Here is a 16,679-nt window from a genome sequence, read left to right as displayed (position 1 = left end):
CTTTCGGTTCGTCTTCTCTTTTAGATCATCTTATCAGAATTCAAAGTACTTCGTATTTGATATAATCTAATTTACATCATAAACCATTCTTTGTCAAGTAAAATTGAATTGTTTTTATGAACAAAGTTTTCAACTTAATTATGCTGTTTATCAACATTTTATGTGAGCATAAATTATGATTCAGGCTTAAGGATGAGGTTTTTTAAAGATATTAACATTTTGCTGTATGTTGCTTATTAACAGCTATATAGCAAATGCTTTTCCTGAAAAATTAATTTTTCTGCCTGAAAAAGCTGAAATCATTAAAAACTTAATTTGAAAGCCAACAAAAAAAGGAGGCAATATGTTATTTTTGTACTATGCAGATCAGGCAACCCATCAGAAACATTCAGGACTTTTTATTGAGTACATATTTTGCTGATGGATTGCGCATCACCATTGGTGTTTTGCTTCCATCGCTCATATTTGCACAATATGGAATGCTTAAATATGGAATGACCTTGTCATTGGGTGCTTTATGTGTAAGCGTGGTGGATAGCCCTGGTCCAATGGTTCACCGCAGAAATGCAATGCTTATCACAACGGCGCTGATTTTTGTATTTTCTATCCTAACCGGATTAACCAATCGAAATCACTATTTCATTGCTTTCTTGTTAACGGTTTCGAGCTTTATATTTTCTATGTTCTATATATATGGTTTGAGGGCGGCCTCTATAGGGACTGCTACACTTTTAATCATTGTATTGAGTATTGATGATATTCGTCCCTGGCAGGAAGTGATGCTTCATGCTTTTTTAGTATTGGCTGGAAGCCTTTGGTATACTGGGCTAAGTTATTTTGTTTATCGTTTACGTCCTTTCAGGTTGGTGCAACAATCTTTAAGTGATTCTATCCTGGAGGTCGCAGAATTTCTTCGTGAGAAAGCTAAATTTTATCATCAGAATAATAATTACGATAAAACCTATGCAGATTTGCTTCAACTTCAGGTATCGGTACATGAAAAGCAAGATGCAGTTCGGGAGCTTCTTTTTAGAACACGTGAAATAGTAAGGGATTCAACCCCGGAAGGAAGGTTTTTACTGCTGGTGTTTGTTGATATGGTTGATTTGTTCGAACAGGTAATGTCTACCTATTATAACTATCAACAGCTTCACGATCAGTTTGACAAGGCAGGAATTCTTTCTGATTATGAAATGGCCATTAAACGGATTTCGTATGCACTGGATGATATAGCATTCGCTTTGAAAAGTGGTGGTACTCCAACCATTTCAAAACGTTTATTGATTGAAATTGAAAGATTAAAAATTAAAATCAACAAACTGGAAGAGAATAACCAAAATCAGGAGTATAACACTTTAGGTATCATTGCTTTAAAGAATATTGAGGTTAATATTGAGAATATTCTTTCCCGTGTTAAAACCATATTCAGCTACTTCAAGCTTCGCCGTAGTGAAGAAATTCGCAAAGCGGAAGTAGATACCGAGAAATTTATAACGCGACAGAAATTCGATTTCAGCCTGCTTACAGAAAATTTAACCTATAGTTCATCAACCTTCAGGCACTCTTTAAGGGTTACAGTGGTAATGCTTCTGGGTTTTGTAGTGGCTCAAATTTTAGATTTTTCGCACAGTTACTGGATATTACTTACCATTCTGGTGATTTCAAAGCCGGGCTTTAGCTTAACCAAAGAACGTAATTATCAAAGATTGATCGGGACAACTATTGGCGCATTTATAGGAATGGGTGTGGTTTCCTATATTCATGATAAAGATACCTTGTTCATTATTCTGATCATCTGTATGATTGGCTGCTATAGTTTTCAAAGAAAGAACTACGTAGTGAGCGTACTTTTTATGACGCCATATATACTCATTCTCTTCGACTTTTTAGGAATGGGTACCATTGCACTGGCCCGCGAAAGAATATATGACACCTTTATTGGGTCAGGCATTGCCCTACTTGCCAGTTATTCCTTGTTTCCTACATGGGAACATGAGAAATTGAAAGAGGCGATGATTGATATATTAAAAGCAAACAGAGCGTATTACGAACAGGTTATTAAGTTATATTTTGAGAAAACGTACCAAAGAACAGAATATAAACTGGCCAGAAAAGAAGTTTATGTAAGCACCGCAAATTTAGCCTCTTTATTTCAAAGGATGTTTTCAGAACCTAAAAGTAAACAGCTATTTATTAAGGAAGTGCATCAATTTACAGCCTTGAGCCACTTAATATCTTCATATGTGGCGACCCTATCGCTCTATAATAAAGAACACGATTTTGTTTTTGAGAATTTTGATGCTTTGAAACCTGTCTCTAACAATACTATATACTTATTAGACACGGCGATTGAAAATCTGGAGCAGGGAAAATCTGTAATTGACAATGTTCCGCTTATCCGATTGGCAGAAAGTTTTACAGCCGTAAAAAAAGGTGAAGACCTGGTACCAGAACAGTTCGACCTCATTCAAAAAGTGGCTTATGATATTTATAAGCTATCTGTAAAAATTAAGATCTAGTTTGCTCAAGCTATTTGTAATCCAAACAATGGTTACCTCCTATTGTTGTTAAGGAAATCAATAATATAAATTATGGAAAAGTTATATACGGCAGAAGTTACTGCTACAGGGGGAAGAGACGGACATGTAAAATCGAGCGATGGAATTATAGATTTTGATCTGAAGAAACCTAAAGAACTTGGTGGACAAGGCGGTGCAACTAATCCGGAACAACTATTTGCTGCTGCCTGGGGAGCCTGCTACTTAGGCGCATTGGGTTCTATTGCTGAGCGTGAAGGCGTAGATACCAGCGAAGCGCAGGTTAATGTTTTAATTTCTTTTAATAAGGATGGAAATGCCTTCGTGCTCTCTGCTGATCTGGATGTTCATATCCCCAGTATTACAACCGAAGAAGCACAACAAATAGCAGATAAAGCACACAAAACTTGCCCGTATTCCAAAGCAACCAGAGGAAATATTGAGGTTCGCGTTACCGCTATTTAGCGGGAACGCGAAAAATCCTAAAATTTTTGGATTAGTATATGAATAGTATGAGTTGCGGGGCTTTCTAACGGCCTGCTTCTGGGCATAGGTTTGTACCGCAACTCATCATTAATAACAAAGATCTTGCTTTATAGAACTTCTTCTTTTTGCTGCGTGTTAGCCGGCCGACCGTTTTTGAAAGCTTCCCGGGTTTTAAGTCCCAATAGTTCAAACATGGCCATATCGTCTACAAAAGCCGGATTAGGTGTAGTTAGTAATTTATCTCCGGCGAAAATAGAGCTTGCACCAGCCATAAAGCAAAATGCCTGTTCTAAAGTGCTCATTTCATTTCTTCCCGCAGATAAACGTACTACCGAGTTAGGCATTACAATACGAGCTGTAGCAATCATTCTCACCATATCCCAAATTGGAACTCTTGGTTGATCTTCTAATGGTGTTCCTTTTACAGGTACTAATGCGTTTACCGGAACAGACTCAGGGTGTTTTGGCATATTGGCCAATGTTTGAAGCATGGAAACACGATCTTCAACGGTTTCCCCTAAACCTATAATTCCACCGCTACATACGGTAAGTTTTGCCTTGCGTACATTTTTAATGGTATTCAAACGATCGTCGTAGGTTCTGGTAGAAATAATCCGTTTATAGTCATCTTCAGAGGTATCAATATTATGGTTGTATGCATACAAACCTGCATCAGCAAGTCGTTGGGCTTGATTTTCGGTCAACATTCCCAACGTACAGCAAACCTCCATATCCATATCATTTACCGCTTTCACCATTTCAATAACCCTGTCAAAATCACGGTTATCTCTCACCTCGCGCCAGGCCGCACCCATGCATAATCGGGATGCTCCTCCCTCCTTGGCTTTAACTGCGGCGCTTACCACCTGGCTTACCTGCATTAAGGGTTGTACTTCCAAATCTGTATGGTAACGGGCAGCCTGTGGGCAATAAGAACAATCTTCTGCACAACCGCCGGTTTTGATAGAAATTAATGAGCTTACCTGAACTTCATTGTAATCTTTATTGGCCCTATGTATGGTTGCGGCTTCATATACCAAATCTAAGAATGGTTTGTGGTATATTGCTGATATTTCTTCTCGGCTCCAATCGTGTTTAGTGGTTTGCATATTTTTATTCTAAATGTTTGGTTAGCTGGTATTGTGTTGTAGTAAGACAACAGTTTAACTTTATAACAATAATTTGCTGGCTAATCCCAATATCAGCAGGAAGCCAAAAACATCGGTGAAAGTAGTAATAATTATAGAAGATGCAATAGCGGGATCGATTCCAATTCTTTTTAATACGAGTGGAATTCCGGCTCCGGTTACCCCGGCAATAATTAAATTACCAGTCATGGCCATAAAAATCACCAATCCCAGCATCGGATTACCATCAAAAAAGAAGGCAAAAATAAATACAATCAAACCATTTACTGCCCCGTTAATTAAGCCTACGGTAAACTCTTTTAATACTGTTCTGTAAGCTTGCTTATCCGTTAAATCATATAATGAAATACGGCGTACCGTTACAGCTAGCGCTTGTGTGGCTGCATTCCCACCCATTCCGGCTATAATGGTCATGTAGGCTGCTAATGATGGGATTAGTTTAATTGTTGGATCAAAATACCGCACTACCGACGAGGCCAGGAAAGCAGTTCCCAGGTTAATAATTAACCAGGGTAACCGCGATTTAACAGCCTCAACCCAGTTACCACTTAATTCTTCGTCTTCTGATACCCCCGAAATTTTAAGGATATCTTCTGTACTTTCTGCCTCCATTACATCAATCACATCATCAAACGTAACTCTTCCCAGCAATTTTTGATGATTATCGATAACCGGAATACTCGTTAAATTATATTGAGAAATAAGATTGGCAACCTCCTCCTGATCCGTATCGGGATGTACATAAACAGCATCAACTTTTACAAGCTCTGTAATTTTAGCATTGTGTTTCGCTTTAATAATATCCTTTAGGGAAACGATACCTTTAAAAATTTCTTCATCATCCACTACATAGATGGTGTAAAACTCTTCCATCTCTTCACTTTGGCGGATGATTTCATCTATAGCATCCTTTTTGGTTAAGTTGATGTTTACACAGATTAAATCTGTATTCATCAATCCCCCGGCAGTTTTTTCGTGATAGGTTAAGAGGTTTCGGATATTAGATGCATCCTCCTCATTCAGATCTTCGAGGATTTCTTTTTGCTCATGATCTTCCAGTTGGGAAATGATATCAGTTGCATCATCGTAATCCAATTCCTCAACAATCTCCGTTCTTTTGTCGGGATGAAGTTGAAAAAGTAAGTCTTCAGGGTGAGATTCCTCATCCATTTCCGAGATAATCTCTGAAGCTGTTTCTGAAGGAAGGAGGTTAATAATATGCTGTTGTTCGGATTTGTCCAAACGTTCGAAAAGAATTGCGATTTCTGAAGCATGATATTCCTCCAGAACTACTTTCAAAGTCTCATCACCAGCTAAAATGGCGTTTTTAACTTTGAGTACGTCGCTTTTATCTATTTCGAATGATTGCATAAATACGTGATCCTTTTAAAGGGATGTGTTATTTTTCTACCAATGTATGAAAATACGTTTAATTTAATGGAGACTATTAAAAGACTTAATTCAAAGTTTATTTAAACCAGCCTTTTCGCCAAAAGTAAATCACTTGGATTACGGCAATAATAGCCATTACCAACCAGGTGTACACATAACCATGTTCGGCGTATAGTTCAGGCATATTGTCGCGCAATATCTTCCCTGTGGACGGATCTTCCCGGCTAAAGTTCATTCCATAAATTCCGGCAATAAAGGTTAAGGGAATAAATATGGATGAGATAATAGTCAAAACCTTCATGATTTCATTCATCCTGTTGCTGATGATAGAAAGGTTCATGTCTATGTTTGCTGAGGAAATCTCTTTTAATGATTCGATAAAATCGATAATCTGAATGCAATGGTCGTAAGCATCCTTCATATAGGTTCTGGTCAGGTCGCTAATTAATGGACTATCGCTTCTGATAATATCATTTAGTTTATCCCGCTCTGGCCAGGCCACCTTTCTAATGGTTATTAACGAACGCTTAATCGCTTGGGTATCATACATGATCTGGCGGTCGGGCCTGTCATAAAGCCGATCCTCGATGGCATCCAGTTCTTCTCCCCAAAAATTAAGTAAAGAAAAGTAATTATCTACAATTACATCCATTATGGCGTACATCAGGTAGCTGCTGCCTCCAATACGTATATTTCCTTTGCCTACTTCGAGCCTCTTCCTCACAGGGTTAAAACAGTCCTGATAATCTTCCTGAAATGTAATTAAGCAATTGGACAGTAAAATATAAGATATCTGCTCATTGCACAATCCATTGCCTTCTTCTAAAAAAAGATGGCGGCTTACTGCAAAAACATATTTATCGTTGTCATACTCATCAATTTTTGGTCGCTGATAACAACTGGTTATATCTTCCAGCACCAACCGGCTGACGTTGAGCTTCTCATATAACGTTTCAAAAATATTAGGGTCTGCCAAACCTTTAATATCAAACCAATACGAAAACTCTTTATTTTGAATAACCCTATCAATATTGTTAATGTTTTTGATCTCCTCTTTTTGGTAGGTCTTTTCGTTATATATATGTAAGGTAATAATTGGTTTTAGTGCATCATCATCAATGGCATAAAGTCCGGGGCTGGTTCCGGGTTCTGGTACTTTATAATGTTTATGCCTGTGGCGAGGTTTGTTTTTAGCCATATGTTAAAGATATAACCGGGATTGTGGCCCCTGATTAAACAATAAATCTACAATGCTTAAGTTAGGCAAAAATTGATGCCTATCTTCAAAAACTTGATAATAGGGCTTATTGTTTACAATATCTTCGGTTTTTTTTGGATTCATCATTGATCTGAAATCCGATTCTGCATCAATATCCTTATTGTATTCTGGTGTAAAGGCAATCTCCAGGTTTAATTTTAGTTTTTTATTTAACCAGTTAAGGAGTTCCAGATTATAGTCAAACAGGTAATCAAATTTTTTAGTGTAGAAATGTGATAATTCATCCTCGTAAAATTCGAAATAGGCCGAGCTTCGGTAACAGCTTTGTAAACTCATCCAATGTAAGCGTTGCCAGTTAAAATCATTACTTATTTTCACATCGCTGGCTACTGTATGCATCTTAGAGCCCTTAACAACGGGTACAGTGAGGTCTAATTTTCCATTTGGCGAATAAATACTAGCCCGGTTCCGGTAGGTTTGTTTAGGGAAATGCTCGTACTTTTCAATTAAGAAGTTTGGGTTTAACTTTTGTAATAAACTAAAATAACCAACCGGCGGAAGATAAAATAATGGAAGTATAGCTGTATTCTGCATTTGAAAATTTATGTTTGTAGCCCAAACGTTAAAATATTGGCAAAAATACACTAACCTATTCATTTTTTAGGTGCAGATGCAAGTTTTTTTAGCGCTGGATATATAAGACAGATAAAACACATGAATCCTTCGGTAGCCGTTGTTATTTTAAATTGGAATGGTAAAGCATTTTTAGAGCAGTTTTTACCCAGCGTACTGCGCTCTAAATATGATAATTTAAAGATTGTTGTAGGTGATAATGGATCTACCGATGATTCTGTAGCTTTTGTAAAAGAGAATTTTCCGGGCATTGAGGTATTAACCAATGATTTGAATTATGGTTTTGCAGGAGGATACAATCGGATTTTAGCACGTGTAGAAGCAGATTATTACATTTTGCTAAATTCTGATGTTGAAGTAACGCCCAACTGGATTGAACCCGTTATAGCTTTAATGGAAGCCGATGAGCTGATTGCTGCTGCACAACCAAAAATTAAAGCTTTCCATAATAAAAAACAGTTTGAATATGCGGGGGCTGCTGGCGGTTTTCTCGATATATACGCCTACCCTTTTTGCAGGGGAAGAATTTTTAATGTTTATGAAGATGACCAAAACCAATACAATGAGCAACAGGAAATTTTTTGGGCTAGCGGTGCAGCATTCTTTATTAAAAGCCGGTATTGGAAAGAAACAGGAGGTTTAGATGCAGATCTTTTTGCCCATATGGAAGAAATTGACCTCTGCTGGCGCTTAAAAAACTTAGGTTATAAAATAATGTATTGCCCTGAATCTGAGGTTTTTCATGTAGGTGGCGGAACTTTACAAACCGAAAATCCTTTTAAAACTTATCTCAACTTTAGAAATAACCTCATCATTATGCAGAAAAATCTGCCTGCCGGTGATGCAGCCTTTCGCATTTTTATAAGGATGTGGATTGACTTTATTGCCTGGTGGCATTTTCTCCTTTCAGGCAAACCTAAATTTACCCTGGCAGTAAGTAAAGGGCACTGGCATTTTGTTAAATCTGTTTTTAAAACAGCCAAAAAAAGAACACAAGTGCAAAGGCCATATGCTGAACATGCCGGCGTTTATAATAGCAGCATTGTATGGGCTTTCTTTATAAAAAAAATAAAATACTTTAACAGACTTAGCTAGGATGGGTGGTAATGATATTGATTATTAAGATAATAATGAAAAATTATTTCCACAATAACCATACCCCTCAATTTTAGGGGGTATTCTGGATAAAAAACTTTCTCTTCAATTAATTACTTGCCAGAGACTCATTAATCGATTTCTTTATCCAATGAATTGTATTGCTGGCCAATCCTAAAGTGCTGAATTTAATTTTTCCAGCTGTATCAATCACAACATGTGTTGGATAACCCTTTACACCGTATTTGGCTGCAATTGGTCTCCCCTCAACCAGGTTGTAATTGAACGGTGAAGTTTTAATGAATTCTCTGATTGCAAATCTGTCATCGAGGGCAATGGCTAAAAATACAACATTTGGATTGTCTTTAAACGCTGCTACCAGCTCGTTAAGCTGCGGGATTTCCTGTTTACATGGCGGGCAATCGATAAACCAGAAGTTAAGTACAATCACTTTTCCTTTGGCTTCCCGTAAATCGAATTTATTTCCGTTAATATCAGTTGCTTTAAAGCCTTTAAACTCTTCTCCTTCTTTAAAAGAATCGCTGGCCCGTGGCTTAGCTACCCGATTAAAGTGTGCTTCCTGTTCCGCTTCTGAGAGTTGGTAAATAAGGTACTCCGGTGTTCCGCTATCGGTAAAAGTCCCGCGTTTCTTAATGGCATATTTTCCGGTTAACATTAGGTTTTTCCATGTTTTGTAGGGATATACCATACCATCATCTCCCCTAACCACCATACTTTCATTTAATGTTGTTTTGGTTGATGAGGCGTTTTGTGCCTTAAGATTTAATGCAATAAATGTTAAAAGGATGAGAAGCGTTTTTTTTAGCATTTTAATATATTTTAAGATTCGATAATTAAACTTTCCAGCGCCAGGCGATATCCTTTCATTCCAAATCCGGTGAGTACTCCCTTGCAGTTTTTTCCGGTTAAAGATACATGGCGATATTCTTCCCTTGCATAGATATTAGAAATGTGTACTTCTACAACAGGTGTTTTTATGGCTGCAATGGCATCGGCAATGGCTACAGAGGTATGCGTATAACCGCCTGCATTTAGTATAACCCCGTCATAACTAAAGCCAACTTCATGAAGTTTATTAATAATTTCTCCTTCTACATTACTTTGAAAATAAACAATTTCTATCGATGGATAAGCAGCTTTTAATTCTTTGATGTAATCTTCAATGCTTGTGTTGCCATAAATTGACGGTTCACGAACACCAAGAAGATTTAAATTAGGACCATTGATGATTTGTATTTTCATGTTTAATTATTATTTACTGTTTTAAGGTTGTGCTTTAGATTGCAATTATACGCAATGATCACAAAATATTTGATGGATTGATATTTTAACATACTATTAAGATTAAATTCTTGATATTAGCGAAGTAAATGCAGGCGTTTATTTTACGGCTGTAACAGAAACTGATTATGTGGCAATCATACCTTAAGGGATTCAAAGCTTATTTAAGGCTGGAACGTTCACTTGCAGACAATTCAATTCTAGCCTATCTGGGCGATTTAGATAAACTCCATCAGTTTTACCAATCCATATCAAAAGAATTGAGGTTATCTGAAATTACCATTGCAGATCTCAGGCTTTTCATTTCCTGGTTAAATGAATTGGGTATGCTGGCAAGCACGCAGGCACGTGTAATTTCTAGCCTAAAAGCTTTCTTTAGTTATTTGTTGCTCGAAAATGTAATCGAAGTTGACCCATCCGCTTTATTAGAAGCGCCTAAAATCACAAGAAAGTTGCCCGATACCTTAAACATAAATGAAATTAATAACCTGATCGGGTCTATTGATGCATCAAAACCAGAAGGTATGCGTAATAAGGCTATTATTGAGGTTTTGTATGGCTGCGGTTTACGGGTTTCAGAATTAACTGAACTTAAAATCTCCAATATTTACCCGCAAATAGAGTTTTTAAAGGTAATTGGAAAAGGGAATAAAGAACGTTTAGTGCCTGTTGGCGGCGTGGCTTTGAAGTTGTTGGATATCTATTTGAAAGAAATAAGGGTTCATCAAAATATTAAAAAAGGGAATGAAGATTTTGTTTTTCTTAACCGCTTTGGCGCTAAACTGTCAAGGATTTCTATTTTTAATTTGATTAAACAACTCGCCATTCAAACAGGATTGAAAAAATCCATCAGTCCGCATACCTTACGACATTCTTTTGCTACACATTTGATAGAAGGTGGTGCCGATCTGAGGGCAGTACAGGAAATGCTTGGACATTCAAGTATCACCACCACAGAAATATATACCCATTTAGATCGTAATTATTTAAGGGAAGTGGTAACACAATTTCATCCCAGGAGCTAATCTTATAAACTTGCCTTAATCATCCTGTCCTTTCCCTGCATATCTTTTCTGAGTTCCACATTAGAGAAACCTCTTTTCATTAACATATCTACCGTTTCTTTTCCCAGATATTCGTTAATTTCAAAATATACAACACCACTATTATTTAGTGTTTTTTTCGCAAAGTCGGCTATCGATTTGTAAAATAATAAGGGGTTTTCATCCGGAACGAATAATGCAGTGTGTGGCTCATGATCCAATACATTTTGATGCATGGCTTTCTTTTCTAAGTTTCTGATATAAGGCGGGTTGCTGGTAATGATGTCAAATTTTTCTTCAGTATCATATTCCAGGATATCTGCATGAATAAATTCAATACCGGCGTTTAAGGTATGTGCATTTTCTCGGGCTACAATCAGGGCCTTTTCAGAGATATCTATACTGCCCACTTTAGCTGCAGGCAGGTGCCGTTTTAAGCTAATGGGGATGCAACCCGAACCTGTTCCGATATCTAAAATATTGAGTTCTTTATGGGTAGAATAATCATTTACAACCCAGTCTACAAGTTCTTCGGTTTCAGGCCTGGGAATCAATACATCTTCAGTTACTTTATAAACAGCGCCATAAAAATGTGCCTGACCTAAAATATGCTGAATGGGTTTATGCATTTTTAACTCGTTCAGAATGGTTAGCATTTTTTGCAGGTTAATATCTGATAACACATTTTCCTTCTCCATCCTAAGTTTAAGCGGAGATAAGCCAAGCACCTGTTCTGCAGCTAAACCGAACATTGCTGCCCCTTCTTCTGCATGATAAACAGGTGCCAGTTCAAGTTGGTAGTATTCTTCCAGTTCGCGGAGTTTCATTGTTGCAAAATTACAATTTAACCAGATATCAATTTCAATTTCTCCCGCTCATCATCCATTTTTTCCTATTTTTGCCCTAATGAGCGATGAATTTTACATAAAACGCTGTTTAGAATTAGCAGAACTGGGAATGGGAAAGGTAAGCCCAAACCCTATGGTGGGTTGTGTAATTGTTGCCAATGGTAAGATAATTGGCGAAGGATATCACCAGGAATATGGTCAGGCCCATGCCGAACCAAATGCCATCAAATCTGTTTTTGATCAGCATCCTGAAAATGCAGCGCAACTATTGAAACAGGCAACGATTTATGTAAACCTGGAACCATGTGCCCATTTTGGTAAAACACCTCCTTGTGCCGATTTACTGGTAAAGCACCAGGTTAAGCAGGTTGTAATTGGCAATACCGATCCTTTTTCTGCTGTAGATGGGAAAGGTATTGAAAAACTCAAAACTGCCGGTATAGCTGTTAAAACCGGGGTTTTGGAAGGTGAATGTAGTTTTTTTAACAGGCGATTTTTTACACGCCTAAAACAGCAGCGACCTTATGTTATACTGAAGTGGGCAGAAACTGCAAATGGCTATTTCGCCGCTAGCAACGGACACCAAAAATGGATAAGCGGTCTGCTGGCAAAACGTTTGGCGCATAAATGGCGAACAGAGGAAGACGCCACATTAATTGGAAAATATACTGCAATTGTTGATAACCCCCAATTAACTGCTCGGGAATGGCCGGGAAAAAATCCTGTTCGCCTGGTTATCGATAAGAGTCTGGATATCCCTGCTTCCAACCACATTTTTAATAAGGAAGCAAAAACCATTATTTTTAATGAAATAAAAACTGATGTAGTAGACAATATTCATTACATTCAAATGGAAGACATGCAATATTATCTGCCCCAAAAAATCATGTTTCAACTTTATCTAATGGATATCCAATCGGTAATTATTGAAGGTGGTGCCAAAATACTGAAACAATTTTTAGATGCAGGACTTTGGGATGAAGCCCGGATATTTAGCGCTGCTAACAGCTGGACAGAAGGCATTGCTTCTCCCGTTATTAATGGTATGCTTCAGGAACAGGTTCAATTAAACTCAGATAAACTTTCTATATATATAAATAAGTTTAAGTAGATGATATACATTATTTTAAGTATATGTTGTAGCGTAACCGTAGCTGTACTTTTAAAGTTAGCTAAAAGATACCGGATCAGCATTATACAAGCCGTTACCGTTAATTACCTTACAGCATTTATACTTTGCTTTTTATGCTTTAAACCTGATGTTTCTTTGGTTACATCGACTGCACCATGGCCAATTTATATTGCATTAGCTGTTTTGTTACCCTCAATATTTCTTTTTCTGGCCGCATCGATTAAAAGGCTGGGTATTGTAAAAACCGATATAGCGCAGAGACTTTCCTTATTTATTCCAATACTTGCCGCTTATTTCATTTTTAAGGAAGATTTTAATCAATATAAACTGATCGGGCTTATTGTTGGGTTTCCTGCAATTTTTTTAACTTTTATACGAAAAACTGAAAGACAACCTACGGCTGGTAATTGGATCTACCCGATTATGGTTTTTCTGGGCTTCGGCGTTATAGACGTACTGTTTAAACAGATTGCCTTACACAAAGCTTTACCCTATACCACATCACTATTCATTGTATTTTGTTTGGCTTTTGTTGTATCTGTTGTGGTGGTAGCTGTAATGACGGGGAGTGGAAAAACTAAAATTCAATTGGTAAACTTAGCCTGTGGTGTTATTTTAGGCCTTTTTAATTTCGCAAACATCTTATTTTATCTCAAAGCACATCAGGCCCTGGCTAAAAATCCCTCAACCGTTTTCGCTGCAATGAATTTAGGGGTAATTGTACTGGGAAGTTTAGTGGGCCTTATCGTTTTTAGGGAAAAACTATCCAGGCTAAATTATCTGGGTATTATATTGGCTATTGCTGCAGTAATATTAATCACTTTATCTCAGATTTATGCTGTTTGATGATACGTATAAAACGATAGCTGAGAACGCAGAGGGAATCTTTAGAGATAAAGGAAGCAAATTTATTGCGTATGCCTATCCTATCCGCTCAGAAGATGAAGTAAAGCCCATTTTGCAAAGCTTACGGACAGAACATGCAAAGGCCAGACATTTTTGTTATGCTTACAGGCTTAGCCCCGATCGTACTGTCTTTAGAATCAATGACGATGGTGAGCCTTCTGGTACTGCTGGCAGACCCATTTTAAACTGTCTTTTATCAGAAGACATCACCAATGCTCTAGTAGTTGTTGTACGTTACTTCGGCGGAACTTTGCTTGGAGTACCCGGACTTATTAATGCCTATAAAAATGCCTGCATTGAAGCTATAAAAACGGCAACTATTATAAGCAAAACAGTAAATGACATTTATCAGGTAGAATTTGATTACCTGCAGATGAATGATGTGATGCGTTTGGTAAAGGAAGAAAGTTTAATGGTTTTGTCTCAAAATTTTGATATCCAGTGTGTATTAACATTTGAGGTAAGAAAAGCGCAACTCAACCAGGTTTTAGCTAAGTTTGATAAAATTGAAGGATTAAAGCACCAGTATTTACATACCATTTAATTGACTTATCTATAGAAGCATGAAAATATCCGAAAGCGACTTAATCATTAACCCAGATGGGACAATTTACCATTTGAATTTATTGCCTGAAGACATCGCGCAAACTGTTATTACTGTAGGTGACCCTGAACGGGTGAGCGAAGTGAGTAAATATTTCGATCGGATTGAGCTTAGAAAGGGTAAGCGGGAATTTATAACCCACACTGGATATATCGGAGAAAAACGCATAACAGTGCTCTCTACAGGAATCGGTACCGATAATATTGACATTGTTTTTAATGAACTTGATGCTTTGGTTAATATTGATTTTGAAAGCAGAGCGATTAAAAAAGACCTAACAAGTTTAAATATTATCAGAATTGGAACTTCGGGGGCTGTACAGCCTGATGTACCCATGGGTACCATTTTAGCCTCTTCTTTTGGTTTAGGAATGGATGCACTGATGAATTATTATGTACATGAGTTATCAGGAGATGAACGTTTACTGCTTGATGATATCAAATCTCATTTTGCACATCTAAAACACATTAATCCTTATTTAACAGCCGCGAGCGATAAGCTGTTGAATACCATTGGTAAAGATATGGCTAAGGGAATTACGATTACTGCCCCAGGTTTTTATGCCCCTCAGGGTAGATTAGTGCGTGCAAAAAATGCCATCCCAAATTTTATTGGTTTAATCAACAGTTTTAAAAGCAATCAAAACAGAATTACCAACCTCGAAATGGAAACCGCTGGTATATATGCCCTGGCTAAAGTTTTAGGACATGAGGCCTTGTCTGTTAATGCTATACTCGCAAGCCGTGTTAATTTGGAATTTAGTAAAGCGCCAAATAAGATTGTAGATCAAGCGATTAAGGACGTTTTAGGGAAGATTTCCGAAATTTGTTAAACTTCGGAAATCTGTTCAATAACCAGTTCTTTTTGCTCGCTATCTAGATAAGTGCAAGTCATGTTTTCCAAATCAACAACCCATTTCTCTACCCCTGCATCTGCTGCCTGTTTACAGAAAGTTGCAAAATCGGTTTCACCGCGTTGATGAATGTGTAAAGCATGCTTGAGCTTCTCAGGAGATGATTCTTCATTAATCAGCAAATCGGGGTATTCATCAGGACTAATCTGCTCGGTTTGATCATCGCCAAAATACACAGATAAGCCGTTGGTAACGTATACATCGTTGCGCTTAATTCCAAAAGATTTAAGTGTTTTAATAAATTCTGGAAAATCTGCTCCGGTTTTTATCCTGGATTCTGCTTTCTTAATATCATCAACCTTAAACATAGCTTTATTTATTGAAACCTTATAAATAGTAGTCTGTGTATACAAATCTTCCGGCTTTAAGATGGTTGAAGGAAATTCCGGGATGTTTATTCCATTAGGATGATGTTGTGTTTCCACACAAAATGCATCATATCCATTGTAATCCTTCCCTCCTTTTCCAGCTTTCACACTTAAATACTTTGCCGTATATAAATGCGCTACAGGTTCGGTGGTATACACACTTAATGTTAAACCGCTTTCTTGCTCAAATGTTTTAGTCGCCAAGGTCAAATCACCATAGGTTTTATCCAAAACAAAGGTTTGATCGTAACCTTCTTCAGGATTCCAGTCTCTACCAATCTCTTTAGCGGTGGTAAAGTCAAGCGCAGTGTCTTTCACCGGAATAAGTTTCCCGGTTACAGAGTAATTATCATCCTGTTCCAGGTAATTGGAAGCAAAAATTTGTTGTACGTGCTGCGCTATATTTGCCACATTCGGATTTAAGTTAAAATAACCGTGATGGGTTAAGTTAATGGCTGTAGCCTGATCTGTCTCTGCCTCATAAGTCAGAATCAACTCGTCATTGTCTGTTAATTCAAATGTTAAATCAACGATTAAGTTTCCCGGATAGTTCTCTTCACCATCCTCACTTTCATAAGAAAGCGTTACAGCTGCATGAGGTTCTTCTGTAGTATCAATAACATCCCAAACCTTTTTGTCAAAGCCTTCAATACCACCATGTAAAGCGTCAGGGCCAGCGTTTTGTGCCACCTGGTAGGTTTGCCCATCAATGGTAAACCTACCATTTTTAATGCGGTTAGCATACCGGCCAACCACAGCTCCTAAGTAAGCGCCGTTTTTGAGGTATTCAGGATTCAGATATTCTTCAAAGGTGTCAAAACCTAAAACAATATCCTGTAGCTCTCCTTTGGCGTTTTTAACCACAAACTTATTGATGATTGCTCCGTAATTAAATATTTTAACGTAAGTGCCTTTGTTATTGGTGAGTTCTATAGCAACAACTTCGTTGCCGTTAATAATGTTACCTGTAGGTGTTTGCTTTACTTTCATAAATTGTAACTTAGGGCTTTTGTTTCCCAAACAAACATAACATTATTGTTTGCTTTTATAAAT

The 16,679-nt window shown here is 37.4% G+C and carries 16 protein-coding genes; 8 read left to right on the top strand and 8 right to left on the bottom strand.

Annotated elements, in window-relative coordinates:
• The first annotated feature begins 359 nt into the window (after window positions 1-359).
• Both ACQY77_RS02200 and ACQY77_RS02195 read left to right on the top strand, forming a co-directional pair.
• Window positions 360-2,519 (top strand): FUSC family membrane protein, encoded by a 2,160-nt coding sequence (locus tag ACQY77_RS02200; RefSeq protein ID WP_421939624.1) that lies wholly within the window; start codon window positions 360-362, stop codon window positions 2,517-2,519.
• A gap of 72 nt (window positions 2,520-2,591) precedes the next feature.
• Entirely contained in the window at window positions 2,592-3,002 is a 411-nt protein-coding gene (locus ACQY77_RS02195) for an organic hydroperoxide resistance protein (protein ID WP_421939625.1), read from the top strand.
• A gap of 128 nt (window positions 3,003-3,130) precedes the next feature.
• Here ACQY77_RS02195 and bioB read toward each other — a convergent pair whose 3' ends face one another.
• The 4 genes from bioB to ACQY77_RS02175 all read right to left on the bottom strand — a co-directional run bounded on the left by bioB (window position 3,131) and on the right by ACQY77_RS02175 (window position 7,376).
• Window positions 3,131-4,132: a biotin synthase BioB gene (gene bioB, locus ACQY77_RS02190; RefSeq protein ID WP_421939626.1), complete on the bottom strand. Its 1,002-nt coding sequence runs from the start codon at window positions 4,130-4,132 to the stop codon at window positions 3,131-3,133.
• A gap of 60 nt (window positions 4,133-4,192) precedes the next feature.
• A complete protein-coding gene (mgtE, locus tag ACQY77_RS02185; protein ID WP_421939627.1) occupies window positions 4,193-5,542 on the bottom strand; it encodes a magnesium transporter in 1,350 nt (449 codons plus the stop codon).
• A gap of 97 nt (window positions 5,543-5,639) precedes the next feature.
• Window positions 5,640-6,761 carry a magnesium/cobalt transporter CorA gene (gene corA, locus ACQY77_RS02180; RefSeq protein WP_421939628.1) on the bottom strand — a complete coding sequence of 374 codons (1,122 nt, stop codon included), beginning with the start codon at window positions 6,759-6,761 and terminating at the stop codon, window positions 5,640-5,642.
• Window positions 6,762-6,764: 3 nt separating this feature from the next.
• Window positions 6,765-7,376 (bottom strand): WbqC family protein, encoded by a 612-nt coding sequence (locus ACQY77_RS02175; RefSeq protein WP_421939629.1) that lies wholly within the window; start codon window positions 7,374-7,376, stop codon window positions 6,765-6,767.
• A 120-nt stretch (window positions 7,377-7,496) separates the two neighbouring features.
• On the opposite strand from ACQY77_RS02175, the gene ACQY77_RS02170 reads away from it, so the two are divergent.
• Window positions 7,497-8,510 (top strand): glycosyltransferase family 2 protein, encoded by a 1,014-nt coding sequence (locus tag ACQY77_RS02170; RefSeq protein WP_421939630.1) that lies wholly within the window; start codon window positions 7,497-7,499, stop codon window positions 8,508-8,510.
• A 109-nt stretch (window positions 8,511-8,619) separates the two neighbouring features.
• Here the strand turns inward: ACQY77_RS02170 and ACQY77_RS02165 are convergent, their stop codons facing one another.
• A complete protein-coding gene (locus ACQY77_RS02165; RefSeq protein ID WP_421939631.1) occupies window positions 8,620-9,339 on the bottom strand; it encodes a peroxiredoxin family protein in 720 nt (239 codons plus the stop codon).
• A gap of 11 nt (window positions 9,340-9,350) precedes the next feature.
• Window positions 9,351-9,773: a type II 3-dehydroquinate dehydratase gene (gene aroQ / locus ACQY77_RS02160; RefSeq protein WP_421939632.1), complete on the bottom strand. Its 423-nt coding sequence runs from the start codon at window positions 9,771-9,773 to the stop codon at window positions 9,351-9,353.
• A 164-nt stretch (window positions 9,774-9,937) separates the two neighbouring features.
• Here aroQ and xerD point away from each other — a divergent pair, with 164 nt between their 5' ends.
• Window positions 9,938-10,837, top strand: a complete 900-nt coding sequence (gene xerD / locus ACQY77_RS02155; protein WP_421942399.1) for a site-specific tyrosine recombinase XerD — start codon at window positions 9,938-9,940, stop codon at window positions 10,835-10,837.
• 2 nt (window positions 10,838-10,839) lie between these two features.
• Here xerD and prmC read toward each other — a convergent pair whose 3' ends face one another.
• Window positions 10,840-11,682: a peptide chain release factor N(5)-glutamine methyltransferase gene (prmC, locus tag ACQY77_RS02150; protein WP_421939633.1), complete on the bottom strand. Its 843-nt coding sequence runs from the start codon at window positions 11,680-11,682 to the stop codon at window positions 10,840-10,842.
• A gap of 79 nt (window positions 11,683-11,761) precedes the next feature.
• Between prmC and ribD the strand changes: the two genes are divergently transcribed.
• Genes ribD through ACQY77_RS02130 form a run of 4 tightly spaced genes read left to right on the top strand, consistent with a single transcriptional unit; the run spans window position 11,762 to window position 15,177 of the window.
• The gene (gene ribD / locus ACQY77_RS02145) at window positions 11,762-12,814 is read left to right on the top strand and encodes a bifunctional diaminohydroxyphosphoribosylaminopyrimidine deaminase/5-amino-6-(5-phosphoribosylamino)uracil reductase RibD (protein WP_421939634.1); all 1,053 of its coding nucleotides are present in this window, start codon (window positions 11,762-11,764) and stop codon (window positions 12,812-12,814) included.
• Entirely contained in the window at window positions 12,815-13,681 is an 867-nt protein-coding gene (locus ACQY77_RS02140; RefSeq protein ID WP_421939635.1) for an EamA family transporter, read from the top strand.
• On the top strand, window positions 13,671-14,285 hold the full coding sequence (locus ACQY77_RS02135) for an IMPACT family protein (RefSeq protein ID WP_421939636.1): 615 nt from the start codon (window positions 13,671-13,673) through the stop codon (window positions 14,283-14,285). Before ACQY77_RS02140 ends, ACQY77_RS02135 begins: the two co-directional genes overlap by 11 nt.
• Window positions 14,286-14,304: 19 nt before the next feature.
• On the top strand, window positions 14,305-15,177 hold the full coding sequence (locus ACQY77_RS02130) for a nucleoside phosphorylase (protein WP_421939637.1): 873 nt from the start codon (window positions 14,305-14,307) through the stop codon (window positions 15,175-15,177).
• On the opposite strand, the gene ACQY77_RS02125 is transcribed toward ACQY77_RS02130, so the two are convergent.
• Window positions 15,174-16,616 carry a galactose-1-epimerase gene (locus ACQY77_RS02125; protein ID WP_421939638.1) on the bottom strand — a complete coding sequence of 481 codons (1,443 nt, stop codon included), beginning with the start codon at window positions 16,614-16,616 and terminating at the stop codon, window positions 15,174-15,176. The genes ACQY77_RS02130 and ACQY77_RS02125 overlap by 4 nt on opposite strands.
• Window positions 16,617-16,679: the final 63 nt, after the last annotated feature.

Source organism: Pedobacter sp. (assembly GCF_965279535.1).
Taxonomy (GTDB): domain Bacteria; phylum Bacteroidota; class Bacteroidia; order Sphingobacteriales; family Sphingobacteriaceae; genus Pedobacter.
Note: the sequence above shows the minus strand (reverse complement) of the source record. Positions and strands in the feature narration are given on the sequence as shown.

Coding starts and splice junctions, on each gene's coding strand:
- ACQY77_RS02200 (WP_421939624.1), top strand. CDS start 360: ATGCAGATCAGGCAACCCATCAGAAACATTCAGGACTTTTTATTGAGT.
- ACQY77_RS02195 (WP_421939625.1), top strand. CDS start 2,592: ATGGAAAAGTTATATACGGCAGAAGTTACTGCTACAGGGGGAAGAGAC.
- bioB (WP_421939626.1), bottom strand. CDS start 4,132: ATGCAAACCACTAAACACGATTGGAGCCGAGAAGAAATATCAGCAATA.
- mgtE (WP_421939627.1), bottom strand. CDS start 5,542: ATGCAATCATTCGAAATAGATAAAAGCGACGTACTCAAAGTTAAAAAC.
- corA (WP_421939628.1), bottom strand. CDS start 6,761: ATGGCTAAAAACAAACCTCGCCACAGGCATAAACATTATAAAGTACCA.
- ACQY77_RS02175 (WP_421939629.1), bottom strand. CDS start 7,376: ATGCAGAATACAGCTATACTTCCATTATTTTATCTTCCGCCGGTTGGT.
- ACQY77_RS02170 (WP_421939630.1), top strand. CDS start 7,497: ATGAATCCTTCGGTAGCCGTTGTTATTTTAAATTGGAATGGTAAAGCA.
- ACQY77_RS02165 (WP_421939631.1), bottom strand. CDS start 9,339: ATGCTAAAAAAAACGCTTCTCATCCTTTTAACATTTATTGCATTAAAT.
- aroQ (WP_421939632.1), bottom strand. CDS start 9,773: ATGAAAATACAAATCATCAATGGTCCTAATTTAAATCTTCTTGGTGTT.
- prmC (WP_421939633.1), bottom strand. CDS start 11,682: ATGAAACTCCGCGAACTGGAAGAATACTACCAACTTGAACTGGCACCT.
- ribD (WP_421939634.1), top strand. CDS start 11,762: ATGAGCGATGAATTTTACATAAAACGCTGTTTAGAATTAGCAGAACTG.
- ACQY77_RS02140 (WP_421939635.1), top strand. CDS start 12,815: ATGATATACATTATTTTAAGTATATGTTGTAGCGTAACCGTAGCTGTA.
- ACQY77_RS02135 (WP_421939636.1), top strand. CDS start 13,671: ATGCTGTTTGATGATACGTATAAAACGATAGCTGAGAACGCAGAGGGA.
- ACQY77_RS02130 (WP_421939637.1), top strand. CDS start 14,305: ATGAAAATATCCGAAAGCGACTTAATCATTAACCCAGATGGGACAATT.
- ACQY77_RS02125 (WP_421939638.1), bottom strand. CDS start 16,616: ATGAAAGTAAAGCAAACACCTACAGGTAACATTATTAACGGCAACGAA.